Below are 15,044 nucleotides of genomic sequence, written 5' to 3' on the forward strand. Positions count from 1 at the left end.
TGATGGAAAAACAGGATCTGCTGGAGATTGCCAATACGCCGATGCCCTTTGGTAAATATCAGGGGCGTGCTCTGATCGATTTGCCGGAGGAATATCTGTTGTGGTTTGCCCGCAAAGGCGAGTTTCCTAAAGGACGATTAGGCGAACTGATGCAACTGACGTTGGCGATAAAAATAGAAGGTTTGCAAGGGTTGATTAAGCCGCTGAAACGATGATGCCGCCAGATATTCGTACAGATAAGACAAAGGCATCGTTTAACGATGCCCTTGTTTTATTAGCAAAAAGAAATAAGACTAGACATAGATATTAATCTGGCCTTTTTCATTAGGAAGATTAACGCTTTCTTGTTTAGACGCCTGAGTCTGAGAAACCTGATCCGTCTGTTTTTCCGCCTCTTCATTGCGTAAGCGAGCGATTTGAGCCTGTAACATCTGGATTTGTGACTGAATGATTTGCTGCTGTTTCTCTATCTGTTTACTTTCTTCTTCTGTTCCCGCGCTGGTGGCAGAGGCCGCCAACTTACTGGCTTTTTGCGTCAGCGTCTGAATTTGCTTACTCAACTGCGCAATCTGTTGCTCAGTATTACTGCTGCTTTTACTACTGCTGGTAGCTGTCGATACATTGATGCTACTAATGGTATTTGACATGTTCCCTCCAGAAAATAATCCACACCCATCATTCTTAACATTGCCGCTTGTCTGCAATTCGAATGATTTAGGCTATAGGTACTGTTTCTATCGGCGATCTGAGCATATTCATTAGCTAAATAGTGTAGAAAATGGAGAGAATCGCCTCTGTTTTATTACATTACATGTAACAAGATATTTTTATTTCACCGGATTAATTACCATAGACGTTAATGGCGGTAGGTCAGACTGGGAAATATTGGATTTGTTAAATTTTATTGAGCGGTTATTGGCGATTTCTATGTGGAATGTTGCTGATTATGGCTTTTTTACCTTTTCTGCGCGTGTTTTTAATTCGCTAATCTGTATTAAATTGATTGCCGGTCAAACAGTCACTTATTGAATTAATAAATAAAATGGCCGGAATAAATCCCGGCCATAAAGAGACCTGATGTTTCAATCAGGTGACGGGGGCTGGATTGAACACCGCCAGGGCGTTGTGAAGTCCCCATTGATCTGACCAGGTTTTCTTTTTGCCGCTGGCAATTTCCAAAATGAAATGGAAGAGTTGCCAGCCTACGTCTTCAATTGTCGCTTCGCCGGTAGCAATGGTTCCGGCATCAATATCCATAAGATCATACCAGCGGTTTGCCAATGCGGTCCGCGTCGCCATCTTGATGACGGGGACGGCAAGTAAGCCATAAGGCGTGCCGCGTCCGGTGGTAAATACTTGAACGGTGATCCCGGAGGCGAGTTGTTGGGTGCCGCAGACAAAATCACTGGCGGGGGTGGCAGCAAAAATCAGGCCGCGTTTGGTGGGGCGCTGCCCAGGCGATAGCACTTCAACGATGGCGCTGGTGCCGGACTTGGCAATCGAGCCGAGCGCTTTTTCTACCACATTGGCCAGTCCGCCTTTTTTGTTGCCGGGTGACGGGTTGGCGCTGCGGTCGGTCTGCCCGCTGTCGAGATAGTTATCGTACCAGGCCATCTCTTCCAGCAGGCGTTTACCGACTTCTTGATTAACGGCGCGCGGCGTCAGCAAATGAATGGCGTCACGCACCTCGGTGACTTCGGAGAACATGACGGTGGCGCCACAGCGCACCAGCAGATCCGAAGCGAACCCAACTGCGGGGTTGGCCGTCACGCCGGAGAAGGCATCGCTGCCGCCGCACTGCATCCCGACCACTAATTCCGATGCCGGACAGATTTCACGCTGGCGTTCGTTCAACTTACGCAGATGTTTGTCGGCCATCGTCAGGATATCATCGACCATCGATTTGAAGCCGACATGATGCTCATCCTGCAAGCGCACAATACTGCTGTCATCCAACGAAATGGCCTGCACGTCCGGCGTGCCTTCAAGCAGACGCTCTGGTTGTAACTTCTCACAACCAAGGCCGACAACCAGGATTTCGCCGCCGAAATTGGGGTTCAGCGCCAGATTATGCAGGGTACGGATGGGAACCACCGCCGCAGGCGCATTGATGGCGACGCCGCAACCGTAAAGATGGTTAAGCGCCACCACGCCATCCACATTCGGATAACGCGGCAGCAGGTCCCGCTCGATAATCCTCACCACATAATCCACCACTCCGGCGACGCAATGGACGCTGGTGGTGATGCCAAGCAGGTTTTTGGTGCCGACGCTGCCATCGGTATTACGGTAACCGGCAAAGGTATAACCTTCCAGGGGCGGAAGCGGGGCGGGAACGTTGGTCGCCAATGGCAGGTCGCCTAGCTTTGGCGCCTGAGGGAGCGCGACCAGCGACTCATCGATCCAGCTTCCCCGTGGAATATCGCGTAATGCGTAACCAATAACTTCGCCATAGCGGATAATGGCGGCCCCTATGGTGATATCCACCAGCGCAACTTTATGGCCCTGAGGAACATGTTCAATTAATTCAAGACCATTATTAAAACGGGTTCCGGCGCGTAAGCCATTATTATTCACGACAATGGCCACATTATCAGCGTCATTAACTTTAATATAAAGAGGGGTTTCTTTTTCAACATTAATTTCTGGTTTTTCTGACATGATGAAAACCTTTATTGTGTATTTATAAAATACGTCTTGCGATATCAGCGACATTGCCATTAATGAGTATACGTGAGCAATAAATGGTCTTGCACTATGCATTTGACTAAAGAAGTGCGTTTTAAAATCTATTTTTCAGGGCGAGTTGCTAATCTTTGGTGAAGTCGCTCACACTCTTTTTTTATAAAAACAGGTGCTGAGCTTCGGGGGATTAAATATGTTATCAATCGCAGGAAATGTTCGGTTTTCGTGAAATGCCTCGCACTATATAGGGCAAGTGCACCAACATATTGACAACGATTATTTTAATGTTGTGCTTTTCTCTAGTGAGCAAGGCGTGGGTAAAAATTATAATTATCCGGCGAGTGAAAATATCAGCTAATTACGCTGATGCTATATAGCCTGGCTATTCGCAAAAAAAATAAATGGCAATTTACTTTCCACTGATCTTCATTCTGATAATCCTACCTGCATTATCTGTTAGTCGGAATGAATGAGCGAACCGCGATTGAAGCAGGAGTTCATCATGAATACAGCAAGCTCAGCGGCTGGCGCTATACAAAAGAGAACCAACGCCCGCTACTGGATTGTCGTGATGTTGTTTATCGTCACGTCATTTAACTATGGCGATCGTGCCACACTTTCCATTGCCGGTTCGGCGATGTCCCAGGAAATCGGGCTGGATGCCGTGGGCATGGGATTCATTTTCTCCGCCTTCTCATGGGCATATGTTATTGGGCAAATCCCTGGCGGCTGGCTGCTTGACCGCTTCGGTTCCAAACGTGTTTACTTCTGGAGTATTTTTACCTGGTCGTTGTTCACCCTGTTGCAAGGGTTCGTCGATCTGTTCCCCACCACCGCATCCATTGTTATTGCGCTGTTCTTCCTGCGCTTTATGGTCGGGTTGTGTGAGTCTCCCTCGTTCCCCGGCAACAGTCGTATCGTCGCTGCCTGGTTCCCCGCGCAGGAGCGTGGTACGGCGGTTTCCATTTTTAACTCCGCACAGTATTTCGCCACGGTTATTTTTGCGCCGATTATGGGCTGGTTGACGCATGCGGTCGGCTGGGCGCACGTGTTCTGGTTTATGGGCGGGCTGGGGATCATCATCAGTATTCTGTGGTTGAAAGTGATCCACGATCCGAAAGATCACCCAAGCGTCAATCAGGCGGAGCTTGATTATATTGAAGCGGGCGGCGCGCTGATCAATATGGATGCCAAGGGGGTGAAGAAAGAAACGGTTAAAGGAGAAAAATGGTATCAGGTTAAGCAATTGCTGCAATCCCGCATGATGATTGGTGTTTACATCGGGCAATATTGCATAAATGCGCTGACGTACTTTTTTATCACCTGGTTTCCGCTTTATCTGGTTCAGGCGCGCGGTATGTCGATCCTTAAGGCCGGGTTTGTGGCGTCTGTGCCCGCTATCTGCGGTTTCGTGGGCGGCGTGCTGGGCGGCGTGATTTCCGATTACCTGATGCGCCGCACCAATTCACTGACATTTGCCCGTAAAACCCCCATTGTTCTGGGGATGTTCCTCTCGATGTCGATGGTGATTTGTAATTATGTTGAAACCGAATGGGTGGTTATTGCGGTCATGTCGGCCGCCTTCTTCGGTAAAGGCATCGGCGCACTGGGCTGGGCGGTGATGGCGGATACCGCGCCTAAAGAAATCAGCGGGTTAAGCGGCGGTTTGTTTAATACATGCGGCAACGCTTCCGGTATCGTGACGCCAATCGCCATTGGTTACATCATCGGTATGACGGGATCATTCAACGGCGGTCTGGTGTATGTCGGTATTCATGCTCTGGTCGCCATCGTCAGTTACTTGTTTATTGTGGGTGAAATCAAGCGCATTGAACTGAAACCCTTCCGGCAATAACACGGGTGTTTACCTGATATTTTAAACGCCGCGCTATTTTCCAATAGCGCGGCGCGGTATTTATTTTAGCTCAGGCGGCGGGTTTTTTCGTGATACGGTTTTCGTGAAATACATCCCATTGAGTTGTGCCGATGACATATTTAATCTGATTTTTCCGGTTGAATACTGAGCTATTGCCCAATGAGTTGTGAAATAAGAAAACTTATAATTTTAATCGAAGCTGACAGAGTAAAGTAATGATGGTGTTGTTTTATTAATGATTTCATCAATGCGCCTTTTTGATAACGCCACTCTCTGGTTTTTCTTTATCAGCCAATCCTCACTTATTCAACATAAAGATGAGCGTTATTCACCGGTTTAATTCCAGGAGAGTGTAATGGGCAGCAATAACGTTTCAGAAACCCCCATCATTACCGATATGAAAGTTATTCCCGTCGCTGGTTATGACAGCATGTTATTAAATATCGGCGGCGCGCATGGCGCTTATTTTACCCGTAATATCGTCATCCTGACCGATAACGCCGGCCATACCGGTGTCGGCGAAGCGCCGGGCGGCGAAGTGATTTACAACACGTTGGCAGAAGCGATTCCACGCGTGAAAGGTCAGCAAATTGCCCGTATGAACCGTCTGGTGCATGACGTGCATAAGGGCAACCAGTCCTCGGATTTCGATTCCTTTGGTAAAGGCGCCTGGACGTTTGAATTACGGGTGAATGCCGTGGCCGCGCTGGAGGCCGCCTTGCTCGACCTGATGGGGCAGTTTATGGGCGTGCCGGTGGCAGAACTGCTGGGGCCGGGTAAACAGCGTGATGAGGTTACGGTACTGGGCTACCTATTCTACATTGGCGATCGCACAAAAACCGATTTGCCTTATCTGAGCGGTGAACAGGGCAAGCATGAGTGGTATCGCCTGCGTCATCAGCCAGCGATGAATAGCGAGGCGGTGGTCCGTCTGGCTGAAGCGACAGCCGATCGTTATGGGTTTAAAGATTTCAAACTGAAAGGCGGTGTGTTGCCGGGCGAGCAGGAAATAGACACCGTCAAGGCGCTTAAACAACGTTTCCCGGATGCGCGTATCACGGTCGATCCGAACGGCGCCTGGCGACTGGATGAAGCCATTCGTCTGTGTAAAGACATGCAAGGCGTTCTGACTTACGCCGAAGATCCGTGTGGCGCTGAACAGGGTTTTTCCGGTCGGGAAGTGATGGCGGAATTCCGCCGCGCCACCGGCCTGCCGGTCGCCACCAATATGATCGCCACCAACTGGCGTGAAATGAATCATGCCGTCATGTTGCAGGCTGTGGATATCCCGCTGGCCGATCCGCATTTCTGGACGATGCACGGCGCCGTGCGCGTAGCGCAGATGTGCGATGAATGGGGTCTCACCTGGGGATGTCACTCCAATAACCACTTTGATGTTTCGTTGGCCATGTTTACGCATGTGGGGGCCGCTGCGCCAGGCAATCCAACTGCGATCGACACGCACTGGATCTGGCAGGAAGGCCAACATCTGACCAAAGAACCACTGCAAATCGTCAATGGAAAAATCCGGGTGCCGGACCGTCCGGGACTCGGTATTGAGTTGGATATGGATCAGGTGATGAAGGCGCATGAACGCCATAAAAAATTGCCAAGCGGCGCGCGTAACGACGCGGCGGCGATGCAATACCTGATCCCCGGTTGGACGTTTGATCGCAAACGCCCGGTATTTGGTCGCTAACCCTACGCGACCCCGCTAAATGATAAAAAGGATAAAAATATGACGTTGCAAAGTACGACGCCGGTTATTACCGGCATGCAGGTTATCCCCGTTGCCGGGTATGACAGCATGTTGCTGAACCTCAGCGGCGCGCACGCGCCTTACTTCACCCGCAATATCGTGATCATTAAGGATAACGCCGGACATACGGGCGTGGGTGAAATTCCGGGCGGCGAGAAAATACGCCAGACGCTGGAAGAGGCCAGCGAACTGGTGGTGGGTAGGACGCTGGGGGAATATAAGAATGTGATGTCCAGGGTTCGTGCTCAGTTCGCTGACCGCGACGCGGCCGGGCGCGGTTTACAGACATTCGATCTGCGCACCACGATCCATGTCGTCACCGGTATCGAGGCGGCGATGCTCGATCTGCTGGGACAGTTCCTTAATGTGAGCGTCGCCTCGTTGCTGGGCGATGGTCAACAACGCGATGCGGTGGAAATGCTGGGTTATCTGTTCTACGTCGGCGATCGCAACAAAACCGATCTCCCGTACCAAAGTCAGCCGGATGAAAAATGCGACTGGTATCGGCTGCGCCATGAGGAGGCCTTGACGCCGCAAAGCATTGTGCGTTTGGCGGAAGCGGCTTACGAAAAATACGGCTTCAATGATTTCAAACTGAAGGGCGGCGTACTGGCGGGTAGTGAAGAAGCCGAAGCGGTGACCGCGCTGGCAAAACGTTTCCCACAGGCGCGTATCACACTTGACCCGAATGGCGCCTGGTCGTTGGAAGAAGCGATCCGGCTTGGCAAGCAGTTGCGCGGCGTATTGGCGTATGCGGAAGATCCCTGCGGCGCGGAGCAGGGGTTCTCCGGGCGTGAAGTGATGGCGGAATTCCGGCGTGCCACTGGCCTGCCGACCGCCACCAACATGATCGCCACCGACTGGCGGCAGATGGGACACACCATTTCGCTGCAATCGGTCGATATTCCGTTGGCGGACCCGCATTTCTGGACGATGCAAGGTTCTGTGCGTGTCGCGCAGATGTGTCACGAATGGGGCCTGACCTGGGGCTCGCACTCCAATAACCACTTTGATGTCTCTCTGGCGATGTTCACCCATGTCGCGGCGGCGGCGCCGGGCAAAATCACGGCGATTGATACGCATTGGATCTGGCAGGAGGGCAATCAGCGCCTGACTAAAGCGCCGTTGCAGATCGCGGGCGGCATGGTGGAAGTACCGAAGAAACCCGGCCTGGGCATCGAGTTGGATATGGCGCAGGTGATGAAGGCGCATGAACTGTATAAAAACAGGGGGCTGGGAGCGCGTAACGACGCCATGGGCATGCAGTATCTGATACCAGGCTGGACGTTTGATCACAAACGCCCGTGTCTGGTTCGTTAACCGTTGCTTTTATTGGCTGTTTGCTGACGTCGCCTCAACCGGGGCGGCGCCGGAATGACTGAGGATAAAAAATGAAGACTCCGTTGTTACCTAACCGTTTTCGTCAGGATCTACGGCAGGGAAAAACTTTGATCGGCTGCTGGTGCGCGTTGGGGAATCCGATAACCACCGAAGTGCTGGGGCTGGCGGGTTTTGACTGGCTGGTACTGGATGGCGAACATGCGCCTAACGATATCATGACGTTTATTCCGCAATTGATGGCGCTGCAAGGCAGCCACAGCGCGCCAGTGGTTCGCCCGCCGTGTAATGAGCCGGTCATCATCAAGCGTTTGCTGGATATCGGTTTCAATAACTTTTTGATCCCCTTTGTGGAATCCGAGGAGGAAGCCGTTCGCGCGGTGGCGTCAACCCGCTATCCGCCTGCCGGCATCCGCGGGGTATCGGTGGCGCATCGTAGCAACTGCTACGGTACCGAACCTGATTACTTCGCGACCATTAACCAACACATTACCGTCATGGTGCAGATTGAAAGTCAGCAAGGCGTGGACAATCTGGATGAGATCGCCGCCGTGGACGGGGTGGACGGCATTTTTGTCGGGCCGGGCGATCTGTCCGCCGCGCTGGGGTATCTGGGGCAGCCGAACCATCCTGAAGTCCAGCGGGTTATCCGTCATATCTTTGAACGCGCCGCGGCGCACCACAAGCCTTGCGGTATTTTGGCCCCGGTGGAAGCCGATGCCCGCCGGTATCTGGAATGGGGCGCGACCTTCGTGGCGGTCGGCAGCGATCTGGGGGTGTTCCGTGGCGCAACACAGGCGTTGCGCGACAAATTTAAAGCGTAGCTCCGCTGTGCGTTAAGCGCACAGCGGCAGTGATCAAGACATCAGACAATGAGGTTATAGCGATGAAAATTGGTTTTATTGGACTGGGTATCATGGGAAAACCGATGAGTAAAAATCTGCTGCAAGCAGGTTACTCATTAGTCGTGATGGACAGAAATCAGCAGGCCGTCGCCGAGGTTGTCGCCGCAGGCGCACTGGCCGCGCAAACGCCAAGGCAGGTGGCGGAACAGTGTGAGGTGATCATCACCATGTTGCCTAATTCTCCCCATGTCAAAGAGGTGGTGCTGGGAGAAAACGGCGTTATCGAAGGCGCGCGCGCCGGCAGCATTGTGGTGGACATGAGTTCGATCGCGCCGCTCGCCAGCCGGGAGATCGCCTGCGTGTTGGCGGAAAAAGAGATCGCGATGCTGGATGCGCCGGTCAGCGGCGGCGAACCCAAAGCGATTGATGGCACCCTGTCGGTCATGGTCGGCGGCGATAAAGCGCAGTTCGACCGCTGTTTCGACATCCTGAAATCGATGGCTGGTTCTGTGGTGCACACCGGCGATATCGGCGCGGGCAACGTGACCAAACTGGCGAATCAGGTGATTGTGGCGTTGAACATTGCGGCGATGTCGGAAGCGTTGGTGCTGGCGACCAAAGCCGGCGTCAACCCGGATCTGGTTTATCAGGCGATCCGCGGTGGTCTGGCGGGCAGCACCGTGCTGGATGCCAAAGCGCCGATGGTATTAGATCGCAACTTCAAGCCGGGTTTCCGTATCGATTTGCATATCAAGGATCTGGCCAATGCGCTGGATACGTCACACGGCGTGGGGGCGCAACTGCCGCTGACGGCCACGGTGATGGAGATGATGCAGGCATTGAAAGCGGATGATTTGGGTAGCGCCGATCACAGTGCGTTGGCCTGCTACTATGAAAAATTGGCTAAAGTGGAAGTATCACGCTAAATCGTGACGAGCTCCCAGCCAGACAAGCGCGCCGTCGGCACTTGTCTGGCTGAGGATAATCATTCTGATAAGCGCCGATTCAGTAGCGCGCGAATTATTGATGCAATCGGAACGTTTATGAAATCGGATGGTTTTTGATATCGGATGGTTTATGAAAATAGTTATCGCACCGGATTCTTATAAAGAGAGCTTGTCCGCACACGAAGTGGCTACTCAGATCGAAAAGGGATTTCGTGACATCTTTCCCGATGCCTGCTACATCAAACTGCCGGTCGCCGATGGGGGCGAGGGGACGGTGGAGGCCATGGTTGCGGCCACACACGGCAAAATAGTGCAGGTAAAAGTGACGGGGCCGCTAGGGGACAGGATCGAGGCGTTTTTCGGCCTGTCGGGTGATGAGAAAACGGCGTTTATCGAGATGGCGGCGGCCAGCGGGTTGGAGCGCGTACCCGCCCAACAGCGCAACCCATTGCTGACCACCAGTTACGGAACGGGAGAACTGATTCGTTGTGCATTGGATCATGGCGTGAAACATTGCATCATCGGTATTGGCGGCAGCGCCACCAATGACGGCGGTTCGGGAATGGCGCAGGCGCTGGGCGCCAGACTGCTCAATGATAGCGGTAACCAGATTGGCTATGGCGGCGGCGCGCTTGATGAACTGGCAAGTATAGATATTCATGAACTGGACCCGCGCATTAACGATTGTCGCTTTGAAGTGGCCTGTGATGTCACCAATCCGCTAACCGGGAAACAGGGCGCCTCGGCGATATTTGGTCCGCAGAAAGGCGCGACGACCGGGATGATCGAACAACTCGACAACGCCCTTAAACATTATGCGGCAGTGATCCGTCGTGATCTGGATATGGACGTTGAACAGGTGCCTGGCGCTGGCGCGGCTGGCGGCATGGGCGCGGCGTTGCAGGCTTTCTGCGGCGCCGAATTACGGCAGGGCATTGAGATCGTAACCGAGGCCCTGGGGCTGGATGAACTGGTCAGAGACGCCACTCTGGTTATTACCGGTGAAGGCCGGATCGATAGCCAGACGATCCACGGCAAGGTGCCGATTGGTGTGGCGCGGGTGGCTAAACGTTACGATAAACCGGTGATCGGCATTGCCGGCAGCCTGACGGCGGATGTGGGGGGGGTTCATGAGCACGGTTTGGATGCCGTATTCAGCGTGCTGTACAACATTTGTTCGCTGGAGGAAGCATTGGATAATGCCGCAGACAATGTACGGATGACCGCGCGTAATATTGCCGCTGTTATCAAGTTGTCGAAAGATTTATCGTAGTGCGTCAGGATCAGCGGCAAGCGCTTTGCCTAAAGCGCTTGCTCACGTGCGGAGACATGCTGAAAATGTAAATTCGCGGCTTCAATGACGTTTTCTATTTCATCTAGCAGTTCCAGCCACTCTGGTTCCAACTCACTGGCATCAACGCCTTGACGTAACTGCTGTTCCAGATAGCAGCAAATGCTTTTCAGGCGTGGAACGCCGCTATAACTGCAACTGCCGTGTAGTTTATGAATTAAATCAACGATGTTGTCGTCAGACTGATTGTTTAACACGTCTTCAACTCTGCAACGGACTTCCGGCAGAAAATCCAGCAGCATCTGTAACAGATCGTGCGCCAACTGGGGCTTATTGGCGGCCTGACGCTGCGCCAGCGTCCAGTCCAGCGATAACTGGCTCTTATCATGTTCATCAAGCGGCGGCGTCGTCTCTTCAATATGCGCATACCGGATCAGTACATTTCTTAGCATCTGCTCGTCGATCGGCTTGGCCAGATAATCATCCATTCCTGCTTGCAGCAGATGCTCGCGGTCGTCATCCAGGGTGTGCGCGGTAACCGCGACGATCGGGGTTTCTATATGGTTGGGCAACTGGCGGATCAGTTCGCTGGTGCGGATACCGTCCATTTCCGGCATCTGGATATCCATGAGTATGATGTCGATTTCCTGACGTTTAGCCTGCTCGATGGCGTCGGCGCCGTTTTCGCAGAGAATAATTTGTTCGACCTGCTCTTGCAGCAAGGCGCCGATCAGTTTCAGGTTGGCCGGATTGTCATCCACCGCCATCACGTTCAGTGGCAGCCGGAGCGCATGCGCTGTCTGCTCTCCAACCGGCGGCGTATTTTCCGATAGCAGTGACGATTGAAACAGGGAACTATCTTGCAGCAGCGGCAATAAACGCGTCGACGAGAGAGGTTTGCTCAGGCAGGCGTGAACGCCAAAGCGCTTGAGTTGTTCCGCATCCATTTGCGCCAGGCTGGGCAGGGCCAGAATGACACAGGGCGCGCGACGGCAGACATCGCGCAACTTCGGCGTATAGTCCATCAGGGTGTTGCGGTAATGCACCGGAATGCCGAGCAACATAATATCGAATGCCTCTTCGGGAAGCTGTTCCAGCGTCGGACTGTAGCTGACCGTCAACGGCGTCTGACCAAGAATGTTCAGCGTGGCCTGCGCCGCCGACGGGTTACCTTCAACATAAGCCAGATGTTTGCCGTGCAATAGCCGGTAAACCGGCTGGGCTGGCGTCGCATGCGGATCCAGCGGCAAACTGATATGGAACCAGAAAGCCGATCCCTGATTCATCTGGCTCTGGAAACTGATATCGCCGCCCATCTCTTTGACCAGCCGTTGGGTAATCACCAGACCAAGCCCTGTACCGCCATGACGTCGGGAAATGCTGGTATCGGCCTGACGGAAAGCCTGAAACAGCTGTGCCTGCTGTGTTTTGGCAATACCGATTCCGGTGTCGCGGATTTGAATTTCCAAGTGGACTTCGTTGTGTTCCTGTCGGCGTTTCTCCACCCGGATATCAATGTTGCCCTGTTCGGTGAATTTAATCGCGTTGCCCAGCAGGTTGGTGATGATTTGCTGAATGCGTAACGGATCGCCGATAAACTGTTCCGGGATATCGTTCTGAATATCCAGCGTCAGTTCCAGACCTTTTTCGTGGGCGGTATGAGCCAGCAGCACCACGACTTCATCCAGCGTGTCGTGCAGCGAAAACGGAATATGCTCCAGCGCCAGTTTGCCCGCGTCCAGTTTTGAGAAATCCAGCACATCGTTGATGATGTTCAGCAGGTTGTTGGCGGAGCGCTCAATGGTGCGCAGATAATCAGTTTGCGTGTTATTCAGCGGCGTTTTCAATGTCTGGCGGGTAAAGCCGATCACCCCGTTCAGCGGTGTTCTGAGCTCATGCGACATGTTGGCCAGAAATTCGGATTTAATACGCGCCGCTTCCTGAGCGCGTTTTTTGGCGATATCCAGTTCCACATTCTGGATCTCCATCTGCTCCAGCGTCTCACGCAAATCGGATGTCGCCTGATCGATATTCTGCTGCATTTCCTCGTGATAGGCGGTCAATGACATCGCCATGGAGTTGATGCCGTTTTTCAGCATATCGAGTTCGCCCAACATATGGCCTTCCACCCGGCTGTCCAGTTGTCCGCGTCGGATTCGATCGACCGTTTCAACCATATTGCGGATCGGTGCGGTTACGTCCCGCATCAAGTGGTAGGCAAACAGCACCGCAATCGCCAGACAAAGCAGCAGTAGAAGAACGGCAACGAAAATCTCTTGATATTGCTGGAGTTTTAGCGCCGTGATGTCCAATTCGATGACGATATAGCCGATCGGCTTAATTATATCGTGGATGGGCGGTGTGACAGTGCCGATAGTAATTTCACTATCGGCGATGATGGGCATGTGCAGGATCAGAAAATTTTCAGACGAATGTTGGTGCAGACCATGATAGAAGGGGACGTCATTTATCGACGACATCAGTAAATTATTATGGCGAATGTTGGTGCTGGCCAGCAGTTGGTTTTTTTCATTAAATACGCTGATGGTTCGAATCGTGGTGGAATGACTCCGGTGGATGGTATTAATCAGCGGCTGGATGGTTTTCTGTTGTTTCTGCGTAATGGCATAGGCGCTGGTGATGGCCAGCGGTTCAATGATGGTGGTGCCGAACTCGGTCAGTTGAGTCTGGAGTTGGTTATAGCGCTGTATGACGAAAAAGGCACTGAGCAGCAGCCCGATGATTAATGTCGGTGCCAGAATCATGATTAGCATACGCGCGCGCAGACTGTATTTGGTCATGAGGTTCCAATGTGGGAGAATTAAGCCCGGCTTACCCGTTATTTTGTAAATTGCAGATGTATCGCGCCTGCAACGTGAAATCAAGTGGGTAGATAACGTGTAAAATTATGGTACTGAAAAAACGATTGTAAACTATGGCGCAATTCTACTCTCCAAACCGGCGCGTGACGACCCGGCAAATGCTTACCGTGACGGTGGACTCCCTCGATCCTTTTGGGCAAGGGGTGGCGCGGCATCAGGGCAAAACCATTTTTGTGACGGGTGTCTTGCCGGGAGAGCGGGCGGAAATCCAGCTAACCGAAGAAAAGCGCCAGTTCGCTCATGCTAAACTAATACGCCTTCTGTCGCCCAGCGCTGAACGCGTTCAACCGCGGTGTCCGCATTTCACTACCTGTGGCGGTTGTCAGCAACAACATGCCGATATCGCATTGCAGCAGCGCAGTAAAGCGTCGGCGTTGCGGCGCATGATGTCCCATGACATGGATGAGGCTTCACTGCCAGTGACGACGATCGCCGGCCCTGCTTATGCCTACCGGCGGCGCACCCGGCTTGCGTTATACTATTTTCAAGGAAAACAGTCTCAAGGAAAACAGCCTCAGGGAAAACAGCAACGGCTGATTATGGGGTATCGACAGTCTGGTTCCCACGATCTGGTGGACATTAACGCCTGTCCGATCTTACGCCCGGAACTGGAAAGCCTGTTGCTGCCGCTGCGTGACTGTCTGGGTCGCCTGCAAGCGGCTAAGCGATTGGGGCATGTCGAACTGGTTCTGGCGGATAACGGGCCGCTGATGGTATTGCGCCACCTCGATCCGTTGAGTCACGCCGATACGCAGGCGCTGCGTGATTTCGCGCAGCGACAGGCTCTGGCGGTTTATCTGGCGCCCGATGCGCAATCGCTGGCGCGCCTTGCCGGAGAACCCCCGGTGTATCAGATTGCCGGCATGGATCTGACCTTCAGCCCGCGGGATTTTATTCAGGTCAATGATGCGGTGAATCAGCAGATGGTCGCGCAAGCGCTGGCCTGGCTGGATGTGCAGCCACAGGATAGAATATTGGACTTGTTCTGCGGCATGGGCAATTTTACGCTGCCGCTGGCGCAGCGGGCAGCCTGCGTTGTTGGCGTGGAAGGCGTGATGGCGCTGGTGGAGAAGGGGCGCGAGAACGCCCGCCGCAACGCGCTGGGCAATGTCACATTTTTTCACCAAAATCTTGACGATGATGTCACTCAGCAGCCCTGGGCAGCCCAGGGTTTTGATAAAATATTACTTGATCCGGCACGCGCCGGCGCCGCAGGCGTCATGAAGCAAATTGTCAGGCTTGCGCCGCAACGTGTGGTTTATGTTTCCTGTAACCCCACGACGCTGGCGCGTGACAGTAAAATATTGCTTGCCGCCGGTTATCGGCTGGCGAATGTCGCGATGCTGGATATGTTTCCACATACCGGACACCTAGAGTCGATGGCACTGTTTTTGCACGGCTCTGGCAGTCGGTAACGTAGG

At 53.0% G+C, this 15,044-nt stretch carries 11 protein-coding genes; 8 read left to right on the forward strand and 3 right to left on the reverse strand.

Features of this window, described 5'->3' with window-relative positions; translation table 11 throughout:
• Positions 1-2 precede the first annotated feature (2 nt).
• Positions 3-215 (forward strand): DUF3820 family protein, encoded by a 213-nt coding sequence (locus tag NC856_RS06600; protein ID WP_264089627.1) that lies wholly within the window; start codon positions 3-5, stop codon positions 213-215.
• Between the two features lie 78 nt (positions 216-293).
• Here NC856_RS06600 and NC856_RS06605 read toward each other — a convergent pair whose 3' ends face one another.
• Both NC856_RS06605 and garD read right to left on the reverse strand, forming a co-directional pair.
• Complete coding sequence (locus tag NC856_RS06605) at positions 294-647, reverse strand: FlxA-like family protein (RefSeq protein WP_264089628.1); 354 nt, start codon at positions 645-647, stop codon at positions 294-296.
• A gap of 439 nt (positions 648-1,086) precedes the next feature.
• A complete protein-coding gene (garD, locus tag NC856_RS06610; RefSeq protein WP_264089629.1) occupies positions 1,087-2,661 on the reverse strand; it encodes a galactarate dehydratase in 1,575 nt (524 codons plus the stop codon).
• A gap of 526 nt (positions 2,662-3,187) precedes the next feature.
• Here garD and NC856_RS06615 point away from each other — a divergent pair.
• The 6 genes from NC856_RS06615 (at position 3,188) to NC856_RS06640 (ending at position 10,723) form a co-directional block, all read left to right on the forward strand.
• Positions 3,188-4,540, forward strand: a complete 1,353-nt coding sequence (locus tag NC856_RS06615) for an MFS transporter (protein ID WP_264089630.1) — start codon at positions 3,188-3,190, stop codon at positions 4,538-4,540.
• Positions 4,541-4,916: 376 nt separating this feature from the next.
• Positions 4,917-6,260 (forward strand): glucarate dehydratase family protein, encoded by a 1,344-nt coding sequence (locus tag NC856_RS06620; protein ID WP_264089631.1) that lies wholly within the window; start codon positions 4,917-4,919, stop codon positions 6,258-6,260.
• Between the two features lie 39 nt (positions 6,261-6,299).
• Positions 6,300-7,640, forward strand: coding sequence for a glucarate dehydratase (gene gudD, locus NC856_RS06625; RefSeq protein WP_264089632.1), 1,341 nt, complete (start codon positions 6,300-6,302; stop codon positions 7,638-7,640).
• Positions 7,641-7,711: 71 nt separating this feature from the next.
• Positions 7,712-8,482, forward strand: a complete 771-nt coding sequence (gene garL, locus NC856_RS06630) for a 2-dehydro-3-deoxyglucarate aldolase (RefSeq protein WP_264089633.1) — start codon at positions 7,712-7,714, stop codon at positions 8,480-8,482.
• A gap of 56 nt (positions 8,483-8,538) precedes the next feature.
• Complete coding sequence (gene garR, locus NC856_RS06635; RefSeq protein ID WP_264089691.1) at positions 8,539-9,429, forward strand: 2-hydroxy-3-oxopropionate reductase; 891 nt, start codon at positions 8,539-8,541, stop codon at positions 9,427-9,429.
• Between the two features lie 151 nt (positions 9,430-9,580).
• Positions 9,581-10,723 (forward strand): glycerate kinase, encoded by a 1,143-nt coding sequence (locus tag NC856_RS06640; protein ID WP_264089634.1) that lies wholly within the window; start codon positions 9,581-9,583, stop codon positions 10,721-10,723.
• Positions 10,724-10,752: 29 nt separating this feature from the next.
• Here NC856_RS06640 and barA read toward each other — a convergent pair whose 3' ends face one another.
• Entirely contained in the window at positions 10,753-13,542 is a 2,790-nt protein-coding gene (gene barA / locus NC856_RS06645; RefSeq protein ID WP_264089635.1) for a two-component sensor histidine kinase BarA, read from the reverse strand.
• Positions 13,543-13,676: 134 nt separating this feature from the next.
• Between barA and rlmD the strand changes: the two genes are divergently transcribed.
• Positions 13,677-15,038 (forward strand): 23S rRNA (uracil(1939)-C(5))-methyltransferase RlmD, encoded by a 1,362-nt coding sequence (rlmD, locus tag NC856_RS06650; protein WP_264089636.1) that lies wholly within the window; start codon positions 13,677-13,679, stop codon positions 15,036-15,038.
• Positions 15,039-15,044: the final 6 nt, after the last annotated feature.

It is taken from the genome of Brenneria izbisi, from assembly GCF_025840185.1.
Taxonomy (GTDB): domain Bacteria; phylum Pseudomonadota; class Gammaproteobacteria; order Enterobacterales; family Enterobacteriaceae; genus Brenneria; species Brenneria izbisi.

Coding starts and splice junctions, on each gene's coding strand:
- NC856_RS06600 (WP_264089627.1), top strand. CDS start 3: ATGGAAAAACAGGATCTGCTGGAGATTGCCAATACGCCGATGCCCTTT.
- NC856_RS06605 (WP_264089628.1), bottom strand. CDS start 647: ATGTCAAATACCATTAGTAGCATCAATGTATCGACAGCTACCAGCAGT.
- garD (WP_264089629.1), bottom strand. CDS start 2,661: ATGTCAGAAAAACCAGAAATTAATGTTGAAAAAGAAACCCCTCTTTAT.
- NC856_RS06615 (WP_264089630.1), top strand. CDS start 3,188: ATGAATACAGCAAGCTCAGCGGCTGGCGCTATACAAAAGAGAACCAAC.
- NC856_RS06620 (WP_264089631.1), top strand. CDS start 4,917: ATGGGCAGCAATAACGTTTCAGAAACCCCCATCATTACCGATATGAAA.
- gudD (WP_264089632.1), top strand. CDS start 6,300: ATGACGTTGCAAAGTACGACGCCGGTTATTACCGGCATGCAGGTTATC.
- garL (WP_264089633.1), top strand. CDS start 7,712: ATGAAGACTCCGTTGTTACCTAACCGTTTTCGTCAGGATCTACGGCAG.
- NC856_RS06640 (WP_264089634.1), top strand. CDS start 9,581: ATGAAAATAGTTATCGCACCGGATTCTTATAAAGAGAGCTTGTCCGCA.
- barA (WP_264089635.1), bottom strand. CDS start 13,542: ATGACCAAATACAGTCTGCGCGCGCGTATGCTAATCATGATTCTGGCA.
- rlmD (WP_264089636.1), top strand. CDS start 13,677: ATGGCGCAATTCTACTCTCCAAACCGGCGCGTGACGACCCGGCAAATG.